The sequence below is a fragment of the Vibrio sp. R12-SW3-ISO1 genome (assembly GCF_059834005.1).
This window is the reverse complement of the sequence record NZ_JCBDGK010000012.1, coordinates 1-20,022: the sequence shown is the minus strand read 5'-3', so window position 1 is coordinate 20,022 and position 20,022 is coordinate 1. Positions and strand designations below refer to the sequence as shown.

Here is a 20,022-nt window from a genome sequence, read left to right as displayed (position 1 = left end):
ATTATTCTCGCAGCTCCGACCATTGCTCAAACGGCTCGGTGTAGAGCAGTTGACGAAAATCTGGCATATCATTGTCAACCAAACCATTTTGCTTCGCCCAACGTGCCTGGATCTGCAGGTTGGACAGCAGAGCGTTGCCTAGGGACAATCTGAACACATAGTCATCCCACGACCACGTGATTTGTTCCGCCGGCAGCGCAAGAAACTCCGCCGCCAGCTTCTGCGCGTTGTCTGGGTTGAGGTGAATCCACTCTATCGCTTGATCGAGCGATTGAATCAGTTGCATAGGAGCATCATTAGCTTGAGCCAAATAGGGTTGAGTAGAAAGTAGATTAAAGCTCAATTGATACAGTCCGGTTAAACCGAGATGATTAATTTCACCGCCGGTTGCTTGGTGAATCTGGTAGATCATGGGCTCCCAAGCCGAAATGGCATCCACCTGCCCTTCAAGTAGCGCTGTGACAATCTCTGAAGATGCTACAAACACCTTGTTGATATCGAGATGGCTCGCCTCATGGGACAGCAAGACCGCATCTAAATAGAACTCGCTCGCACTGCCTTGAATCACGCCAATGCGTTTACCTTGCAGTTGACTCACTTGACGAATGTCCGACGAACTGAGTGAGACCAGTTTTACGTCATTGTCTGACTCGACGAAGGTGGCCAGTAGTGCCAGTTCAGGGTGATCAAAAGCGTTAAACATGGCCACCGATTCCGATGCGGTCGCTAAATCGACCTCGCCTTGCATCAGTAAATTCGCGCACTCGACCCCACCGGTGCATGGGATCATTTCAACGGATAAGCCCTGTTTGTCATACAGCCCCAACGCGTTTGCCACAATAAAGGGAGTGGAGAGTGGCGTCGTCGAGACGGCAATCCTCATCCTATTCAATTCACCTTGCTGGTCATCCTTACCTTTGGCGCCCAACCACATAAACAGTGCGACGAAAACCACACTGATCCCTATCCATAGCCACTGACTTTTTATTGTTTTCTGCATTCATTCTTCGCTTTATGTACGCAATCATGCTCGTATAAATCTAGTCAATAGTTGTCTATCTGGACAGAAAAAAATGAATAAAGCCGAGGATTTCTCACAATTAACGCGCCCATCAAGCAAAGTGCGCCTTCGGTTGTTGTGCGATTCATCATAGTTAGCCTTATTGGGCTTAATACCTCATGCTTTAGCTCCCCAAACTGGTGCGCATGCACCCAAGCACGCACCAATAAAGTGAAATTAAATTACATAAAATGAATCTTCCGTGACATTAAAAATTAGCTGTTGATCACATTTAAACAATGAACTATGTTATTTACATACAAACATGTAATTTAACTACAACGAGGGAGTTGGGTATGTTATCAGTGATTAAAAATCTATTCGTTCACGATAGAGACTACGCAGGTCGCGACATCGACCTCGTCATCGAACGCCTGGCGGCGCAAACGAAAACCGACCGTCACGCGTGGTCTTACTTACAAGACCTGTCCGTTTACGAAAACACCACCAGCGGCATGCGCGTGTATCCGCATGAAGTGGCAAAATACGCCGCATAAACGGCGCGCTCAGTCGAACATCGACATTCACATCTCAATAGGCCTCATCGCGAGGCCTATTTTTGTTTCCCTTGTTACACAGTTTTCTTGTCAAAAGGTGACTCCTCGGACTACTCATTAAGTATCATTTCATATAGGTTGTTATCAAAGCGGCGACTCAACTTATGAGTGACTCTATCGGTGACGCGATATTACGCATAATCAGCGAGACATCGCCCTAGAAAGAAGTGAACCATCGTATCTAGGACACAATCAGTGGCTTGATGCGCGGTGTAATAAGAATAAAGTGGTTGTCTATGTATAGTATTTCGCTTTGTGTTCGCTCCAACACTCAGCTAGAGAAACATCTTGAAAAGCAGGAACTTGGCTTTTCTTCTGCGATTCTCATCCAGTTATTTTCCAGCCAGTCCCCTAAGACAGTTCAAGGGCTTTCTCGTACCTTGCACAGCAAATGGCCGGATGCCGTGATTATCGGCGCCAGTGCCCAGCACGTGATCCACGATGGGGTCATAGAGCGCGGAGCGACACAGGTCGTGATCACCCGATTTGATCACGCCACCTTGACCTATGCATCAGCACCAAACGCCAACGGTGCACAAGGCGGTGAGTCCCTGTCTCACTCTCTGTCACTGAGTTCAGAGACCAAGGCCATACTCTGCTTCGTTGATAGACTGACGGCAAAAGGCAACACCTTCTTCCGCTGCTTTGATAGTAGCGACATCCCCGTCGCGGGCGGCGCCTCAACCATCACCGAAAAAGGCCGCTGGGTGCTGCTCAATGGCGAATGTTCCCAAGAGTGTAGCGTCGCGGTCGCGATTCACAGCCCTAAGCTTCACGTTTGGCGCTCAGCGTTCAGTGAGTGGAACGCCATAGGGCAAAGATTTAAAGTCACCCAAACTTCCGACAATACCGTCTATACGCTCAACCATCAAAACATTACCGAGTTGTACCAGCGCTACTTAGCCGATGGGCAGCAACTGCCGCAGCAAAAGCTGATTGATTTCCCGCTCATTAAGGGCGACCCGCCCCATCAAGATGTCTATCTACCGCAGTATGTGGATGAGAATTCGGGTTTGGTGTTTGATAAAGCCCTTAACGTTGGCGATGAGGTTCAGTTTTGCTATGTGCACCCCGAACTCACCATTCACCAAGTTCAAGACAGCGCTTACCACCTGGCTCAGCAGCAGCCCGATGCGATCTTTGTCTTTAACTGTACGTCTCGACTGGACTTTATCGAGGGCAATCAAGAGGTAGCGCCACTGCAACAAGTCGCGCCGACGTATGGATTTTATTGTATGGGCGAGCTCTACAAAGAGGCGTCCACTCAAGAGATTTTGCACCACAGCATGACGTACCTTGCCATGCGAGAAGGCGACGCCAGCGGCCCTGTACCGTCACTCACACTCGATAACACCTCCAGTGTGTCGCCGCTGTTTTCGATGATCCGCAACGCGTTTGCTGATTTGGACACGCGTAATCTGCAAATGCAGCACAAAATCCAATCCCAAGCCGAGGAGTTGGCATCAAGTTATCGCATTGACCACACCACAGGATTGCCGAACCGCTCTGTTCTTCGTCAACAACTGGCAAAAATCGGAGACGACAAAGCCCTGTTTACACTCAAGTTAGCTAATCTCCCTGAAATCAATGAGAAATATGGCTACGCCATTGGTGACCGTCTGCTGGTACTGCTGACCTCTTTTTTCATCGACAATCTGGATGATGTCTTTGCGGACAACGCCACCTTGTATAGCCTTGGCGTGGGTGAATGGGCGACGATTTTTACCCTTGATAATCAGATAGACAGCGTGCGCGAGCGCTATTACCGTGCCATCAAACAGATAGAACATTTCGATCTGGACCACCTTGGCATTGTGGAAACCGACCACATCGCCGTATCCATCTGCGCAGGCGTGGTGTATCGCCGAGACTTCCCACACTGCAGCCCGGATGAGCTGTTGTTTAAATCGGTCGATGCGCGTCGCTACGCAATCAAACATCACCGCTATTTGTATAACGCCAGCAACTTGATTTCTCAAGACCAAGAGCGTCAGGTCCGGTTGAAGCAATTATCTGTGGCGAACAGCGCCATCAATCAACATCAAGTAGTGCCGTTTGTCCAACCGATCTTTGATGCCAAAACCCGAGAGCCCGCGTTCTATGAGTGCTTAGTACGCTTGCAGCATCAAGGTGAGATTGTCTCTCCGGGCTTGTTCTTACCGCATATTCAAGGCACGCGTCTCTACACCAAGATGAGTCGTCAAATGATCAAGCACACCTTTGCTAAAATGCGCTTGAATAACGATATCTTCTCATTGAACCTCTCTCCGCAAGATCTCCTCGACGACCGAACGCTGGCCCTGTTAGAACAAGAGGTGCATAGCCTTGCTGACCCGAGCCGAGCCGGCATTGAGATCGTCGAGTCCGAGCAGATCCGCAACTTTGCACGCATGCGTGAAGTGTGTGACCATTTTCGCGCCATGGGCGTTGCGATCATTGTGGACGATTTTGGCTCTGGTTATTCCAATTTGGATGAGATCATTAAGCTCGAGCCGTCAGTCATCAAACTCGACGGCAGTTTGATTCGCACCATAGACCAAGACGCCAAACAGCGAAAAATCGCCTCGCAGCTGGTCCGATTGTGTGAAGTCTTTGACGCCAAAACCGTCGCAGAATTTGTGCACAATGAGCAGGTATGCCAAATCGCCACGGACATTGGCATCGATTACCTGCAAGGGTTTCATTTAGGTGAGCCAAGAGCGCTGAATTAAAAGGCGCTCAATAAACATACCAACGCGCACCAAGTGCTCAACTTGGTGCGCGTCTGTTCAAGGGTCTTTTACTGCTGCTCAGCGCGAATTCGTAGTACTTGTGCGTAAGTACAATCTCCGAGCATATCGTAAGCATGAATCGCCTCCTGTCCCATGACGAAGGGATGAGGCTGATTAGCCTGACGATTAGGTAAATCTCGCAACATTTTTTCCGACGAGCCATCGCGAGTGGGATGATTGGACAGGTAAATATCCACGCCAGCCTCTTTTGCAATCTGTTTAAAACGCTGAGCGGCCTGACTGTAGGCAAGGATTCTCTCTTCATCAGGACCATAATTGAGCCCTGTTCCGCCCCACAAACTGACGATGTGTTGTTCACCGTTGTCGTATACCGGGAAAATCAGTGACATCGTACCCGGCGTGTGACCCGGAGTCAGATAAATGCTCACTTTAGTCTCACCTAGAGAGATGGATTCACCGTCGGCTACTGTGATGTCACGTGATGGTTTCTTACCCCAACGAGGACTGGCAAAGTCTTGCACTGGCTGCTCCAGACGCGTCCACTCGACATCGGTCATCACCAAGCGTGGCTGGTAGTGCTCGACGAGGTATTCTTGTCCACCATAGTGATCGCCATGACCATGCGTAATCAGCAAATACTTGATTGAATTGGGATCCAAACCCAACTCAATCAACCCCGCTTCAATATATTGCTTAGCTTGCGCGTTGTTATTTAACGCATCGACTAAGATAATGCCGTCACTGGTTGTAATGGCCCAACTGGATACGCCACCCGTGCCGATGTAGTAGAGGTTATCAAACACCTGTGTCGGTGGGATGGGTTCAGAGCGCCCCTTGCCGCTTTTCTTTTCTTTGCGCTTCTGTTCGCTGTTCACTGTGCGAATCGCCATATTTCGAATCGGCGACTCAAGATCGCAAATATTGGTCAAACCTGGAAACAAGTCGGCGTATTGCATGCCTTTTTGCGCATACTCTTGCGCGGTGGGTTCACTGGCATGGGCGCAACATGCCAATGCCATTAGAACAGTCGATGCGAGTACTTTCATTGGTTGCTCTTATCCTATTAAAAAGTGGTGTTAACCGCTAACCAGTAACGACGCCCGTCTTCAACATAACCATACTCATCCACCGTTGTTTCTTGATCAAACAGGTTGTAAATGCCTGCCATCAACTTGACGTTGTCTGTCACTCGCCAATTTGCTCCGAGATCAACATAGGTGATAGACGGTGCTAATGTGCGCGTGCTTGTGCTGGTAATGTTGTCTTTCTCGCGGCTTTGATAATTGACACGCAACCACGAGTTAACGTCATCGCGAATCGCCCAATCACCATTGGCAGAAATTAGATGCTCAGGTGACTGCACAAGCGGCAATCCATTATCCTCGTCATCGGTCTTTTTCTCACTGTGAGTATAGGTGTAACTCGCGCTGACTTTAATCGTGCGCGTCAAACTTTTTGCCACAGAACTTTCTACACCGTAAGTGTTAGCCTCATCAATATTGACGTAGGTGCGATCGCAGCGTCTGCGGTCGGTACAACTCGGGTCGACAAAGTCGTTTTCAATTTTGTCTTTAAACTCGCTATAAAACAGAGTGACATTAGCCGATAGATCCGCAGTATCAACAAAATAGAGGCCCACCTCGGTATTCACCGATGTCTCAGGCGATAGGTCTGCATTACCATACACATCGCAACGACCGTTACAACTAGGCTGCGCCCAGTCTTCATCCATTTCTGTGAGTGTCGGCGCTCGGTAACCTGTCGATACGCCCCCTTTCAGTGTCCATTCAGGGGCCAGTGACCACACCCCGTAGACTCTCGGGCTAAAGTGACCATCAAAAATATCATTTTGGTCATAACGAAGACCCAACGTCAGTGCAAAGTCATCCGTTAAGTACCACTCGTCTTCGGCAAACAGTGACCACTGCTTGTTTTTAGACGCCAGTGCGTTGCTGTCGTCCGCCAACTCTTTCTGCTCAAAGGAGGCGCCCAAGGTCAAGTAATGTGCAGCAAGGGGTAAGCTCCACTGTGTGTTGAGTAAACTGTTTTCAATTTCTTTCTCAGCACCGTTGTTACGTACTGTTTCTGTGCTGATAAACGTGGTGCCACTGCCCCATTGATAATTACCCGAGTGAGTCCCAGCCACTGATTCACGTTGATATTCACGCTCAGCGACTTGTGACTCGCGTGACACTGACTTATCAAGCGTCGTGACACGCTCTTGATCATGCTGAGTGTATTCAACCGAAAAGGTATCTTCATCAGTCGGAGTCAAATGCACCGCAGCACGGTAGTTGTCGAGCGTCTTACCCGCATAACCACCTTCTATTTCATCCTCTTTTCGCTCTTGGTAAAGACCTGTTAGCGATACACTCAGCAGATCTGGAATCACTGGACCCGCAAGATACAACTGACCTTGATAGCCATTGCCTGAACGAGAATTCTCTTGCAGCGTTGTCTCCACTTGCAGACTGCCGTGCCACTCTTGGTAATCTTTACGAGTGATAATGTTGATCACACCGCCCAGAGCATCGGAGCCATATAGAGTAGACATGGGGCCACGTACCACCTCAATACGTTCAATCGCACTCAAAGGTGGAAGCCAATCTTGCTCGGTAAACGTACTGCCGTTGGTCTGCGTTTCACGACCAGACTGCTTACGGCCATCCACTAAGATCACGGTGTATTCTGAAGGCATACCGCGGACGGAAATATCTTGACCATCACCACCACCGGTAACGGTCACACCCGGGATGTCTTGTAATGCATCAGTAAGATCCTTATAGGCGCGATTCTCGATTTGAGCACGGTCGATAACACTAATGGAAGCCGGCGCTTCAGTAACGGTTTGCTCGTAACCTGCCGCAGTGACAACTAGGGTTTCCATAGAAGAATTGTCATCGGCGAAGGACGGCATGGATGTCACTGCCGCACTGGCGATCGCCAACGCAACAGGACGAAGAGAAAATGGGCAAATAGACATAATGGTATTTCTTAGACATATAATTGATAATCGTTCTCAATTTAATATCCAATGAAAATGATTCGCAACTACATTATCATCAACAATAGCGAATGCCATTATCCCATTTATGCATAACGATCGGCCTTTTTATGCAGATGTGTGCTCTACGTCAAACAGATCCTTAAAGATGCCGCGAACCCAAATACACATAGGGTCGTCATGAAAACGCTTATGCCAATACAAATAGACATGTTGGAACGCCAATCTCAACTCTGGCGGTACTTCTCTCGCAATCAGGCGCGTATCTTGGCATGCACGCTGCGCGTACGGGGTTGGCAGGTGGAAAACAATATCGCTGGTCGCCGCAATATCTGGAGCAGCATGAAAGTTCGACAGTTGCACCGGAATCGACAAGCGATTCTTTTTGTCCACTAATCCAAGTTCCATAAATTTATGCTCGAAAGAGAGGGTTTTCTCGCCCTGCAACGAGATTTGACCAAAGCTACAGCCCAACAAATTTTCGGCTGTTAATGTCTCATTGGCCAGTGGATGCGATTTACTCATCAACAAGCGAAAATCTCGCTTGGAGACCAGTGCACGATAAAGATTTTGGTCGCCACTGGCGGGCTCATGTGACGAGAGTGCAAAGTGCACATCGCCGGCGATCAAGGCCTCAAAGTGACGTTGCGGCGTGGTATCCAAACTGACGATCATATTGGGTGCACGCTGTCGGATTTGTGCGATAACAGGCGGCATCAAAGTATTGATTTGCGGTTGCAAACCAAAGAAGCGAACGGTGGTTTCGATGCTACTGGGATCAAAAGACTGCTTATGAACAAGCGTTTCCAAGCTATTGATGATGAGATTGATGTCTTGTTTAATGCTGTCGGCTTTGGTGGTTAACTCATAACCCGAATTGGTGCGCACCAACAACTCATCATCAAACAGCGTTCGCATTTTCTGCAAAGCTCGACTGACCGAAGATTGGCTGATGTTCATCGCCAAAGCAGTATTCGAAACGTGCTTCTCTTCGAGTAAGTTTTTCAAAATCAGCAGCGAGCTAATGTCGACCTGGGATACATTCATGCTTGGACAACTCTAGAGTCAAAATTCGTCTTAGTCCGCTAGGGTAATCTTTGCTAAGAGAAATGTCAGGAATAAATTGAGCAAACCATGACAGGGACACTCGCCCTCAAGAAGTCAATACCATTAAGCCCTGCCTTAACGCAGGGCTTAATCCGTACAGGGTCATCGCCTCGCCGGTTACTCACCAAAAACTAACAGCTCCGCCGCGTCATTCGATGGGTTGGGGCAAATGACAAAGCGAGACGACATGTTAAGATTGGAGGGGGTTCTACCGCGCATTTTCACTTCGCTTAGCCAGCGCAATTCGCTCTGCCAGCTCAGCAAAACCAAACCCGCCGTTTGAGTCGGTGATCCACTGTGGCTGGTGATTAAGCTGACTCAGGACATGGCGAATGTTGTGCACGCCAAAGGTCGTCGATAACCACTCGAACATCCCTTCATCGTTAAGCGAGTCACCCACGTAAGCGATATTGGACAACGCCGGAAGTTGGCCATGATTGTGCGCGCGAAGATAGGCTTCACTGCTGGTGCGCTTAGTGTGCTGACCCAACCAAGCGTTGATGTGAATCGAGCTTTGTGTCGCATTGACGACTTGCTCGTCCACTTCAATAGCGCGAATGTCAGCCAGCAGTTGTTCACACAACGCTGTTGATAATGGAGTACGCTCTTGGCCTGTGTTGACTGCGACATCGCAGTAACGAAACGCTTGATCGCTGGCAAACGTTACGTCTGGGTAGTCACGCAGCCGCTCGGCAATACGCTCGATTAACGCTCTCTGCTGGCGCTTCATCTCATCCAAAGGCGTAAGTGTGTGGGTGATGAATCCACTTTCGCTGCGGCGCATCCAAAACGCGCCGTTTTCACCAATCACACCATCGAGCGGCCAGAGTTTGGCCATTTGATCGCACCATCCAGCGCAAGCACCCGTGACACCCACCACTTTCACGCCGACATCACGCAGCAGCGTTAACGCATTCAGCGTTTGCGCAGGCAGCTGTCCTTGCCAGGTTAACGTGTCGTCGACATCGGTGAGTAACCAGGTGATAGACGCGAGCGACGCTTGGTTAGCGCTAAGCAACGAATCAGGCATTCACCACCTCTTGATGGCGGCCTTCGGTCAGTGAAATGCGCTTCGAGGTGTTGGCATCAAAAAGATGCAGATGCTCGGGTTTGATGTCGACACCAAAGCTATCACCGATGGCGATTTTGCTATGACCTTCAACCCGCACCACCAAACGCTGCGCCTCTTCGTCGAGCGTTTTACAGTAGAGCAAGAGGTCAGCGCCCAACGCTTCGATCAACTCGACTTCAACGTGGAACCACGGGTTATCATCGCACAGCTGCAAGTGCTCCGGTCTGAGTCCAAGCTTAATATCGCCCAGGTTTAGCGATGCGGTCTCTAGCGGATAGAGCGCCTGAGCCAATTCAATACCATCAATGGTTACACTCGCATCAAGAATATTCATGGAGGGAGAACCAATAAAGGTCGCGACAAAAAGAGAGGCCGGGTAGTCGTAGATATCAAGGGGTGTGCCCACCTGCTCCACGTTCCCTTTGTTCAATACCACTAGCTTGTCGGCCAAGGTCATGGCTTCGACTTGATCGTGGGTGACATAAATCGATGTGGTCGCGAGACGGCGTTGCAGCTTTTTGATCTCCAATCTCATCTGTACGCGCAGCTTGGCATCGAGGTTTGACAAGGGCTCATCAAACAAAAAGACCTTAGGTTTGCGAACAATCGCTCGCCCCATCGCCACGCGCTGTCTTTGCCCTCCAGAGAGTTGACCCGGTTTGCGATCCAGTAAGTGATCCAACTCGAGCATTTTAGCGGCCTCATTCACCAAAGCGTCAATCTCTGCCTTCGGTGTTTTTCGGTTGCGTAGCCCATAAGCCATGTTGTTGTAGACCGTCATATGTGGATACAAGGCATAATTTTGAAACACCATCGCGATATCTCGCTCACTCGGCTCGAGCGCATTGACGATGGTGTCATCGATAAACAGCTCCCCAGAGCTGATCGCTTCCAGGCCGGCAATCATGCGCAGTAACGTCGATTTGCCACAGCCACTTGGCCCCACTAAGACCACCATTTCGCCATCGTGAATGGTCAAATCGACACCATGAATCGCTTGGTATCCGTTCGGGTAGCATTTCGCCACGTTATTGAGAGTAAGTGTAGACATGAATTATTTCTCCGAATCAACCAGACCTTTGACAAACGCTTTTTGCATCGCCAGCACCACAATGACTGGTGGCAACATGGCAATAATGGTCGTGGCCATAATTTTGTTCCATTCAATGACCCCATCGACAACACCCAGCATCTGCTTGATGCCCATCACTATGGTGTAGTACTCGATGTCGGTGGTGATCAGTAACGGCCATAAGTATTGGTTCCAGCCGTAAATAAAGGTGATGACAAACAGCGCCGCGATGTTGGTGCGAGAGAGCGGCAGTAATATGTCAAAGAAAAACTTAATCGGTCCTGCGCCATCAATGCGCGCCGCCTCCACCAACTCACTTGGCACCGTCATAAAGAACTGGCGGAATAAAAAGGTCGCCGTCGCACTGGCGATCAGTGGGATGGTTAAGCCATAAAACGAATTGAGCATGTTGAGGTTAGTGACCACCTCAAAGGTCGGCATAATGCGCACTTCTACTGGCAGCATTAAGGTGAAGAAGATCATCCAAAACGCCAACATGCGGCCCGGAAAGCGAAAAAAGACCACCGCATAGGCTGACAAAATCGAAATGGTCAGTTTACCAAAGGTGATGCACAGTGCCATCACGAGGGAATTCAACAACATACCGGTAATCGGCAGTGCTGTATTGTTAACTTGGCTTGCATTACTCAGCAGTTCGCTGAACACACTTAAACCGAGGTCGCCAAACCAAAGTGGCGTTCCTGTCGCAAAGGCGGTGTTTTCATGGGTGGTCGCCACCAGCGCAATCCAGACTGGTAGTGCAATCGAGACGATGCCAGCCACCAACACAAAGTGGCAAAATAGAGTGAATAAGGGTCTGCGTTCTACCATCAGTAAGCCACCTTCTTCTCAACGTACTTAAATTGGAACACGGTTAACGTCGCGACCAACACCATTAACACCACCGACTGCGCAGCCGACGATCCTAAGTCCAAACCAATAAATCCATCGTTGTAGACTTTGTACACCAACGTCGAAGTGCTGTTGCTCGGCCCGCCTTGCGTCATCGCATGGATGATGGCGAAGGTGTCGAAAAAGGCATAGACAAAGTTAACAACCAATAAGAAGAAACTCGTAGGCGAAATCAATGGGAAGCTGATGGTGAGAAAACGCTTTACCGGCCCACTGCCATCGATGGCCGCTGCTTCAATTAATGAACGGGGGACGGACTGCAACGCCGCTAAGAAGAACAAAAAGTTATAGCTGATTTGTTTCCATGTAGAGGTGATGATCACCATCCACATCGCGTGGGAGCCATTGAGTGTCGGGTTCCAATCAACCCCTATCCACTGAAGGAGTTGGCTGGCCACGCCAATCGTTGGGTCAAAGAGAAACAGCCACAAAGAGCCCGCCACCACAGGCGCAACGGCATACGGCCAGATCAGAAAAGTACGATAGAAGGTACTGCCACGAACGATATGCTCGGCAAACGCCGACAACACCAACGCACTGACCAGCGCTAGCACCGCTACGCTTAGACTAAATTGCAGCGTCGTGAATAATGAATCGAGATAATACGGATCGTGAAGCAGCTTTTCGAAGTTTTCCAAGCCAACAAACTCACGGCTCATCCCAAACGCATCTTCCAGTTGAGATGATTGAAAAATCGCTTGCCCAGCCGGCCAGATAAAAAAGACCAGGGTGATCACCAGTTGCGGGGCGATCAGCGCAATGGGCAGCCATTTGTGTTTAAAAATAACAGGCGATGACATAGATAATCCAGATAGAAAAGGCGGAGCACATTCGCTCCGCCAAACGAGGGTGTTACTTTTGCGTGCGCTCAAAGCGGCGCAATTGCTCATCACCACGGCTTACCGCATTGTTCAATGCTGTTTTCGCCGTCGCTTTACCAGACCAAACGGCCTCTAACTCTTCGTTGATGATGTCGCGCGTTTGTAAGAAGTTACCAAAGCGAATGCCTTTGGAGTTGACCGTTGGCTCAACCGACGTCATCTGTACAACAGCAGTGTCTGTGCCTGGGTTCGCCTCATAGAAGCCTTGGCTCTTGGTCAACTCATAGGCAGCCTTAGTGATCGGTAGATAACCGGTAAACTGGTGCCAATCGGCTTGCACTTCAGGGCTAGAGAGATACGAGAAGAACTTCGCTACCCCTTTGTACTCTTCATCAGAGTGACCACGCAGTACCCAAAGCGAGGCTCCGCCGATAATGGTGTTTTGCGGTTTGTCGACCAGTTCCGCGTCATACGGCAGCTGCGCTACACCGACGTCAATGCCTTTCATGTTCTCTTTAATGCCCGCTAGCCCCGCCGACGAGCCCATGGTCATCGCACACTCTTGGGTGTAGAACAGTGGCATACCATCGGATTGACGACCTCCGTACTTAAAGATCCCTTCTTTTGACCACTCGCCCATTTTCTCAATGTGCTTCACAAACGCCGACTCATTGAACTTGAACTTGGTATCGAGTCCGTCAAAACCATTGCTGTTGTTGGCGACAGGGACATTATTGCGCGCACCGAAGTTTTCAATTTGCGTCCAAGATTGCCAAGTGGTGCTAAAGCCGCACTTAGCGCCCGATTCGATCAGCTTGCGTGAGACGGTTTCCATCTCTTGCCAGGTTTTCGGTGCCTCTGTAATGCCCGCTTTTTCAAACATCGCTTTGTTGTAGTACAGCACAGGCGTTGAACTGTTGAATGGCATCGACAACATTTGGCCTTCACTGGTGGTGTAGTAACCCGTCACAGCGGAGAGGTAGTTGTCTGGATCAAACGGCTCTTTGGTGTCTTCCATCAACTGGTAAACCGGGTAGATGGCCTGCTTGGCACCCATCATGGTTGCGGTGCCGACTTCAAAAACCTGCACAATGGCTGGCTGCTCTTTCGCACGAAATGCCGCAATCGCACCTGTCATGGTTTCTGCGTATGAGCCTTTGTATACAGGTTTGATTTCGTAGTTATCTTGACTGGCATTAAAATCCGCCGCTATTTCATTGACCTTTTTACCTAGCGCACCACCCATGGCGTGCCACCATTCCACTTCTGTTTTCGCTTGAGCTTGCGCACTCAGTAGTGCTGCGGTGACGGCCAAACCGGTCAGGTGTTTGATAGACATAATGGTTCCCTTATGTGAGTCTTACTTGCGTAAAGTCCTAGTGTGGTTAAACCTCAGCGGATGTTCACTTCTCTTTCACATCCGCTGCTTCAGAATTCAAGTGAACATTAATTAGCGAAAGTTACGCTGAGATGACACTTAAATGAACATAAATGAAACTTAACTTTCGGTTGAATGTCAGTTTTGGCTGTCATCAAACGGTCACATGAAGATGACAGAGTTCGTTTGAAACAAAATGAACATAGACAGTGAAGAACAATGACAACACTCCCTACCCTTATCCCAACCATGGCCCATCGCGGCCTCTCTAGTCTTGCGCCAGAAAACACACTCGTCGCGTTTCAGCGTGCCGTTGAATTGGGCTGCCAGTGGATAGAAATCGACGTCCAACTGAGCGCCGATGATGTGCCCATGGTGATTCATGACCACACGGTGAACCGCTGTACCAACAGCAAAGGTAAAGTGAGTGAATTGACGTTACAGCAACTGAAACAACTCGACGCCGGGTTGTGGTTTGCTGATGAGTTTGAAGGGGAACCGATCCCTACCTTAGCGGAAACATTGGCCTTGACCCAAGCGGCCAACGTCAACCTTAACATTGAGCTCAAACTCTACCCTCACACGGACATTGATCGCCTGTGCCATCACGTCGCTGAGGTGATCAATGAGATGGGGATAAACCCTCAAACCCTGCTCTTTTCGAGCTTTAGCACCCATGCCTTACAATGCATCAAACAGTATTTACCCGATGTGCGCCGCGGACAATTGTGGCAAAGCATTCCCTATGACGCGGCGTCGGTCCTGACTCAAATTGATGCCTACAGCGTGCACTGCGATTACCGCTTTTTGACACAAGCGCAAGCCAAAGCGATTAAACAGATGGGTTATCAGCTCTACTGCTACACCCCCAACTTTCCCGAATTAGTTGAGCCACATCGCTTATGGGGCGTCGATATGATGATCACCGACGTGCCTCAGCGTTATACTCAGCGTAACGAAACTCACACTGGTGCCGAGCGCCACGCTATTCATGGATAATCTTTCACTCCGCCAACACGCGATCATTGAGCGCATTCATCAACAGGAATATTGTTCGATTGATGAATTGGCTCAGCAGTTTGATGTCACGACACAGACTATCCGCCGTGACATCAACGAACTGTGCAACCTAGGCTTGACCCGTCGTCACCACGGCGGCGTCAGCTTACCTGCCACCCTAAGCAACCGAAGTTACACCTCACGCCGCATGACGAATGCCAAGGACAAACACGCCATTGCCGAGCGCGTTGTGCAGCATATTCCAAATGGTTGCACTCTGTTTTTGGGTATCGGCACAACCATCACCGCGATAGCAGAGCAGCTTGGGCATCACCGAGAACTGCGTGTGGTGACCAACAACTTTGAGGCGGCGCATATTCTCTCCCAGTTTGAAGAGGTAGAAACCTGGATCCCAGGCGGGCGCATTCGCAGCAATGATCGCGATGTGGTGGATGATAAAGTCGCCGACTTTTTCGCCCAGTTTAGTGCTGACATCGGTATTATTGGCTGCGCAGCGGTCAGTGATATACGCAGTGGCCTAGAGAATACAGAAGTGACGCAGTATGTGATGGAGCACGAATTGCGGGAGGCGCATGTCAGCCAAGCGATATTGGCCCATGCAGAGCAACGTTGGTTAGTGGCCAACGACAGCAAATGGCAGCGACGCGCCAATACCAAAGTCGCGCCATTGGAATATTTTGATCGCATCTTCAAAGACAGCAAACAAGCCTAACCTGCTCTAGGTTTCACCCTCAAGATGGGTTAACGTAGAAACATTGTTTTGTTTTTTTCAGTTAACGAGGCCGTTAACTCATTGCAAGGAAAGCTATGGTCGAGCAGGTTGTTGGCATTCTTTTCCCCGTCTTTGCGTTGGTATTGATTGGGTTTTCTGTCGGGCGTTGGTTAAAACCAGACTTCAAACCGATCAACCGCATCAACATGGACGCTTTCACCCCCGCATTGGTGTTCTCCTCTTTAGTGGCGATGCCTCTCGATACCAACCAGTTGCCCCTTTTGAGTGCGTCACTCATTTCAGTTTTATTACCCGGGCTATTGATGATCCCAATTTGCGCCATCAGTAACCTGCGCTTTAAAGCCTGGGCTCCGCCACATATGTTTCGCAACAGCGGTAACTTGGCGATCCCTCTTTTTACTTATACGTTTGGTGAGACGGCGCTGGCGCCTGCGGTTCTGCTGTTCGTGGTCTCCGCCTGCTTGCACATCAGTATCGGCTTAGCGCTGCTGAGTGAAGGCAACCCAATCAAACAAGTGGTCAAAATGCCGATTTTTCTGGCGGCCAGCGCGGCGCTTTTTCTAAACCTAAGTGGGATTGGTGTGTGGTCCCCTTTGTATGAAGCGACGGTGTTACTCGGTCAAGCCGCGGTACCCGTGATGCTGCTCTCTTTAGGGGCGCAAATGTGTCATATGCGTTTGAGTGGATTTCGTATCGGTGTGCTGTGCACGCTGCAATCCTTGTCGACGGGTGCAGTGGCGTTTGCCGTCATCTATTGGTTTGTGCCGCTGCCGACTTTAGAGCGGCAAATGATGGTGCTGTTTACCATGTTACCACCGGCAGTAATGAACTACCTGTTTGCCGAACGGTTTGGAGTTGAGCCGACGAAAGTGGCGTCGATGGTGCTGTTTGGTAACTTCTTCAGTTTGATCACTCTGCCACTGCTGCTGACATTCGCCTTATCTCTGGGCTAACTGCTTATCTCTACTAACTGGCTTTGACATGTCCAAGCGATGTAGAAACAAAAACAGCGGCCATTGGCCGCTGTTTTCACATCATCATTGATTACTTCTTCAGTTGAGTGAAGTAGTCAAAGATAACCGGTACGTCGTTTTGACCTAGGCCAGCGTCAACCGCTGCTTGTAGGCTCTTTGACGTGCCTTGAGCGATGAGAGACTCAGTGCCTAGCTCTTCACATAGCGCTAGGAAGTAACCAAGGTCTTTGTTTGCGTTCGCTACAGAGAAGCCCAGTTTTTCTTCGCCATCAACAGCGTAGAACTTACAGAACTGCATGAATGGTGAGTTAGATGGACCTGCTGACATGATGTCAAACAATTGTTGGCCGTCTACGCCTGCAAGCTTAGCAACAGCGAATGCTTGAGACATTGTCGCAACCGTTGTCATACCCATGAAGTTGTTAACAAGCTTAGTCACGTGACCTGAGCCTAGTGCGCCTAGGTAGAAGACGTTTTCGCCTTGCTCGTCAAGAACAGGCTTCACTTTGTTGAATGTTTCGATATCGCCTGCTGCCATGATGTTCAAAAGACCATCTTTCGCGTGTGCAGGTGTACGACCTAGAGGTGCGTCAATCATACCCGCGCCTTTCTCAGCAAGGTCAGCACCAATCTTCTTAGTCGAAGCTGGGATAGAAGTACCGAAGTCGATAAGCGTTTTGCCTTCAGACATACCCGCTAGGATACCCGCTTCACCGTAAACCACTTTCTCAACCACTTCAGAAGTCGTCAGACATAGCATTACGATGTCACTTTTCTCAGCCAGTTCTTTACCAGACGTCGCTTCAGAGGCGTTGCCACGAGCAAGAACAGCAGCGACTGCGTCTTTGTTAAGATCCATAACGTTAACTTCGTAGCCACGGTTTTGTAGGTTCTCAACCATGTTGCCGCCCATAAGGCCAAGACCGATGAAACCAATTACAGGTTTAGTCATTTCAGACTCCTAAATGCAATATTGTATGATTATATGATGTGGTCGTAGAATAGCGCTCATGAGCGGCTAACGCAATCCTTGATTCAATAAAAATTGTGGCAAAGCCCTAGAATTGTGAACTCAATCAGAATGAGACTGTGCTTTAAAACACAAACATTGCCGAGCAAAAAGAAGAAAAAATCACACCAATGAATCGTAGAAAACGCTTATTTGTGTGACCAAATGATGGGAATTGTCCGCCTTTAGCGCTCGTCATCTAACACAGGTGACCAGTTTTCAGGATCGGTCAGCCGCGTTTCACTAGGCGATGCTTGCGCTCGAATGTCACTTGGGTTGTAAATAGAGCAACTCTCCATCGACAAACAGCCACAACCAATACACCCACCTAAGTCCTGTTGCAGCGCTTTCATCTGCAAGATGCGGTGCTCAAGCAGTTGATGCCACCCTGACGCCATCACTTGCCATTCTTGCCGATTGGGCGCTTGGTGGTGTGGAAGGTGGGCAAACGATGCCGCGATCTCCTCCAAGGTCAGTCCAACTTGCTGAGCGGCTTTAATGATGGCAACACGTCGCAGCACACTTCGATGATATCGGCGCTGGTTCCCAGCGTTACGCCAACTGAAGATAAGCCCTTTCTGCTCATAAAAATGTAACGCCGACACCGCAACACCTGAACGTTTAGCGACCTCTCCGACCGTCAGTTCCATCTTGGCTCCTTAATTCACTCGAACGTTATCGACTCAAATGAAAAATAACGCTTTACCTAAAGTTAACTTGAGGTTTTAGAGTAGCAGCAACTGATCAATATTGGTACACAGAAAGGAACACCACAATGACATTACACGGACGCAATAAGACCACTCCCTACCTAACCGGACGCTTTTTTGATGGCATTTCTTCTGGGCTATTTATGATGGCTCTACCTTGGCTCATGTTGCAATCGGACAATATGGGCACCTTTGTCGCCTTAGTGGCACTCACTTGTACTGGTCTCTCATTTTTCTTAACGCCCTTCTTTTCAACCTTGATTGACCGCCATTCACGCAAAACAATCTTAGTGATGGTCCAATGGGTGCAAGCCATCTGCGCCGCGCTGGTGATGATCCTGTCATACCACGGCATGCAATCCCCATGGCTATTGGCACTCGCGCAACTGGTGTTTTGGGTCTCGAGCAATCTGGCTTGGTCTACCAATAATGCGTTTACCCAAGAAAATTATGACCACCATGAGTACGCCGCAATTTCAGGACAACAAGAGATCATAATGCAAGGCACCACGCTAGGTGCTGGCGCGTTAGGTATTGTGCTCCTCGAGCAATGGGGAATTGTCGAATTCTCAGCTTTTGCCATGTTGGCATCCACATTGGCGGGTATCAGTTACCTGGTGACACCTTATCGACAAGCGTTACGCGCCGAACGTAAAGTACGCTTTTGGCAACAACTGGTCGAAAGCCGCTCCATTGTGCTTTCTGAACCACGCTTTTACGCCTTCTTGATGCTCTCTTCTCTCTCCTACCCCATTTTGACTTACTTGGGAAAGTTGGTGCCGATCTGGTTTGCACAGCAGAACATCGCTGGGCACTGGCTCGCGGGCTACAACATGGCGTTTGGGATTGGCTCGTTGCTCACCGGACTCATCGTACACAAATTACTGACCCGTCGCGCCTTACCCCGCACCATGCTGCTTGCCATGTCGTTCAGTAGTGTGATGGTGCTAGGGATGAGCATCTCATTAAGCCCAGCGGCCTTGCTTGTCTTTACCTTGTTATTTGGCCTTTTTAATGCGTTAAATCGAATCGCGCGAACGAACTGGATGCACCACACTATCTCCATCCATCAACGAGGCCGCGCCGACGGTGCATTGCAAATGTTTGCCACTCTAACCCAGAGTATGAGCTATGTGCTGATCGCTTTGCTCAGTCATGCCCAGTGGATCGAACTGGGGTTCTTACTCGCTGCAATCACCATGGGCGGAGCGACCCTCGCCATGCGTTGGCTACTGACTCATGCACCAGAGTCCAGCGTTATGAACGCGTCTATTAAGAGAGGAGAGGTGTCTGCCACCGCAATGTGATCAAAGGTAATCAACACATGGCCGAAACTACCGATCATTTATCAGCGCAATTGCAGTATTTTAAGGTGTAGATGTACCTACTCACGTGGTTCAATTGGATGTACGAGATGCCGATGCGGTAAAAAAGGCGGTCGATGAACTTCCAAGCGAATTTGCACAAGTGACCACACTGATCAATAACGCAGGACTGGCGTTAGCACCCGAAGGCGCTGCTGAAGTAGCGCTAACAGATTGGCATACTATGATCGAAACCAACTGCACAGGATTGGTCAATGTAACACATGCTTTACTTCCAACACTGATTGACATTGGTGCTGGTACGACCATCATCAACGTCGGTTCTATTGCAGGTCAATGGCCCTATCCCGGCAGCCACGTGTATGGTGCGAGTAAGGCGTTTGTCAAACAGTTCAGCTACAACTTACGTTGTGATCTCCTCGGGACCGGAGTACGTGTGACAGACCTAGCTCCCGGTATCGCGGAGACAGAGTTCACGTTGGTCAGAACGAAGGGAAATCAATCTGCATCGTACAACTTATATCGAGGCACCACAC

At 49.5% G+C, this 20,022-nt stretch carries 18 protein-coding genes; 7 read left to right on the top strand and 11 right to left on the bottom strand.

From position 1 onward, the window contains the following. Nucleotide 1 precedes the first annotated feature (1 nt). Nucleotides 2–1,000 (bottom strand): ABC transporter substrate-binding protein, encoded by a 999-nt coding sequence (locus AC6R0R_RS03220; RefSeq protein ID WP_500625682.1) that lies wholly within the window; start codon nt 998–1,000, stop codon nt 2–4. A 356-nt stretch (nt 1,001–1,356) separates the two neighbouring features. Between AC6R0R_RS03220 and AC6R0R_RS03215 the strand changes: the two genes are divergently transcribed. Then, a complete protein-coding gene (locus AC6R0R_RS03215) occupies nt 1,357–1,557 on the top strand; it encodes a hypothetical protein (protein WP_334551694.1) in 201 nt (66 codons plus the stop codon). Nucleotides 1,558–1,853: 296 nt separating this feature from the next. Further along, a complete protein-coding gene (locus AC6R0R_RS03210; protein WP_500625681.1) occupies nt 1,854–4,328 on the top strand; it encodes a bifunctional diguanylate cyclase/phosphodiesterase in 2,475 nt (824 codons plus the stop codon). A gap of 68 nt (nt 4,329–4,396) precedes the next feature. Here the strand turns inward: AC6R0R_RS03210 and AC6R0R_RS03205 are convergent, their stop codons facing one another. From AC6R0R_RS03205 to ugpB, 8 genes are all read right to left on the bottom strand, one after another. After that, nucleotides 4,397–5,395 carry an MBL fold metallo-hydrolase gene (locus AC6R0R_RS03205; protein ID WP_500625680.1) on the bottom strand — a complete coding sequence of 333 codons (999 nt, stop codon included), beginning with the start codon at nt 5,393–5,395 and terminating at the stop codon, nt 4,397–4,399. A gap of 17 nt (nt 5,396–5,412) precedes the next feature. Next, on the bottom strand, nt 5,413–7,332 hold the full coding sequence (locus tag AC6R0R_RS03200) for a TonB-dependent receptor domain-containing protein (protein ID WP_500625679.1): 1,920 nt from the start codon (nt 7,330–7,332) through the stop codon (nt 5,413–5,415). A 129-nt stretch (nt 7,333–7,461) separates the two neighbouring features. Next, the gene (locus AC6R0R_RS03195; RefSeq protein WP_500625678.1) at nt 7,462–8,400 is read right to left on the bottom strand and encodes a LysR family transcriptional regulator; all 939 of its coding nucleotides are present in this window, start codon (nt 8,398–8,400) and stop codon (nt 7,462–7,464) included. Between the two features lie 268 nt (nt 8,401–8,668). Next, nucleotides 8,669–9,490, bottom strand: a complete 822-nt coding sequence (locus tag AC6R0R_RS03190; protein WP_500625677.1) for an HAD-IIB family hydrolase — start codon at nt 9,488–9,490, stop codon at nt 8,669–8,671. After that, nucleotides 9,483–10,583, bottom strand: a complete 1,101-nt coding sequence (locus tag AC6R0R_RS03185; protein WP_500625676.1) for a sn-glycerol-3-phosphate import ATP-binding protein UgpC — start codon at nt 10,581–10,583, stop codon at nt 9,483–9,485. The genes AC6R0R_RS03190 and AC6R0R_RS03185 overlap by 8 nt, the downstream gene beginning before the upstream one ends. Before the next feature lie 3 nt (nt 10,584–10,586). Further along, a complete protein-coding gene (ugpE, locus tag AC6R0R_RS03180) occupies nt 10,587–11,435 on the bottom strand; it encodes a sn-glycerol-3-phosphate ABC transporter permease UgpE (protein WP_500625675.1) in 849 nt (282 codons plus the stop codon). After that, the gene (gene ugpA / locus AC6R0R_RS03175; RefSeq protein ID WP_487901580.1) at nt 11,435–12,316 is read right to left on the bottom strand and encodes a sn-glycerol-3-phosphate ABC transporter permease UgpA; all 882 of its coding nucleotides are present in this window, start codon (nt 12,314–12,316) and stop codon (nt 11,435–11,437) included. Before ugpA ends, ugpE begins: the two co-directional genes overlap by 1 nt. Before the next feature lie 52 nt (nt 12,317–12,368). Then, nucleotides 12,369–13,676 carry a sn-glycerol-3-phosphate ABC transporter substrate-binding protein UgpB gene (gene ugpB, locus AC6R0R_RS03170; protein ID WP_500625674.1) on the bottom strand — a complete coding sequence of 436 codons (1,308 nt, stop codon included), beginning with the start codon at nt 13,674–13,676 and terminating at the stop codon, nt 12,369–12,371. Nucleotides 13,677–13,955: 279 nt separating this feature from the next. On the opposite strand from ugpB, the gene AC6R0R_RS03165 reads away from it, so the two are divergent. The 3 genes from AC6R0R_RS03165 to AC6R0R_RS03155 all read left to right on the top strand — a co-directional run bounded on the left by AC6R0R_RS03165 (nt 13,956) and on the right by AC6R0R_RS03155 (nt 16,421). Continuing rightward, entirely contained in the window at nt 13,956–14,714 is a 759-nt protein-coding gene (locus AC6R0R_RS03165) for a glycerophosphoryl diester phosphodiesterase (RefSeq protein WP_500625704.1), read from the top strand. Further along, nucleotides 14,707–15,447 (top strand): DeoR/GlpR family DNA-binding transcription regulator, encoded by a 741-nt coding sequence (locus tag AC6R0R_RS03160; RefSeq protein WP_500625673.1) that lies wholly within the window; start codon nt 14,707–14,709, stop codon nt 15,445–15,447. The genes AC6R0R_RS03165 and AC6R0R_RS03160 overlap by 8 nt, the downstream gene beginning before the upstream one ends. 95 nt (nt 15,448–15,542) lie before the next feature. After that, nucleotides 15,543–16,421, top strand: a complete 879-nt coding sequence (locus tag AC6R0R_RS03155) for an AEC family transporter (protein WP_500625672.1) — start codon at nt 15,543–15,545, stop codon at nt 16,419–16,421. A 91-nt stretch (nt 16,422–16,512) separates the two neighbouring features. On the opposite strand, the gene AC6R0R_RS03150 is transcribed toward AC6R0R_RS03155, so the two are convergent. Together AC6R0R_RS03150 and soxR are read right to left on the bottom strand one after the other, a co-directional pair. Beyond that, nucleotides 16,513–17,394 (bottom strand): NAD(P)-dependent oxidoreductase, encoded by an 882-nt coding sequence (locus AC6R0R_RS03150; protein WP_334551681.1) that lies wholly within the window; start codon nt 17,392–17,394, stop codon nt 16,513–16,515. A gap of 242 nt (nt 17,395–17,636) precedes the next feature. Then, nucleotides 17,637–18,101 carry a redox-sensitive transcriptional activator SoxR gene (soxR, locus tag AC6R0R_RS03145; RefSeq protein ID WP_500625671.1) on the bottom strand — a complete coding sequence of 155 codons (465 nt, stop codon included), beginning with the start codon at nt 18,099–18,101 and terminating at the stop codon, nt 17,637–17,639. Between the two features lie 125 nt (nt 18,102–18,226). Here soxR and AC6R0R_RS03140 point away from each other — a divergent pair, with 125 nt between their 5' ends. Together AC6R0R_RS03140 and AC6R0R_RS03135 are read left to right on the top strand one after the other, a co-directional pair. Further along, on the top strand, nt 18,227–19,468 hold the full coding sequence (locus tag AC6R0R_RS03140; RefSeq protein WP_500625670.1) for an MFS transporter: 1,242 nt from the start codon (nt 18,227–18,229) through the stop codon (nt 19,466–19,468). 94 nt (nt 19,469–19,562) lie between these two features. Further along, nucleotides 19,563–20,022: SDR family NAD(P)-dependent oxidoreductase (locus tag AC6R0R_RS03135; protein ID WP_500625669.1), on the top strand; the 460-nt coding region annotated here is incomplete at its 3' end.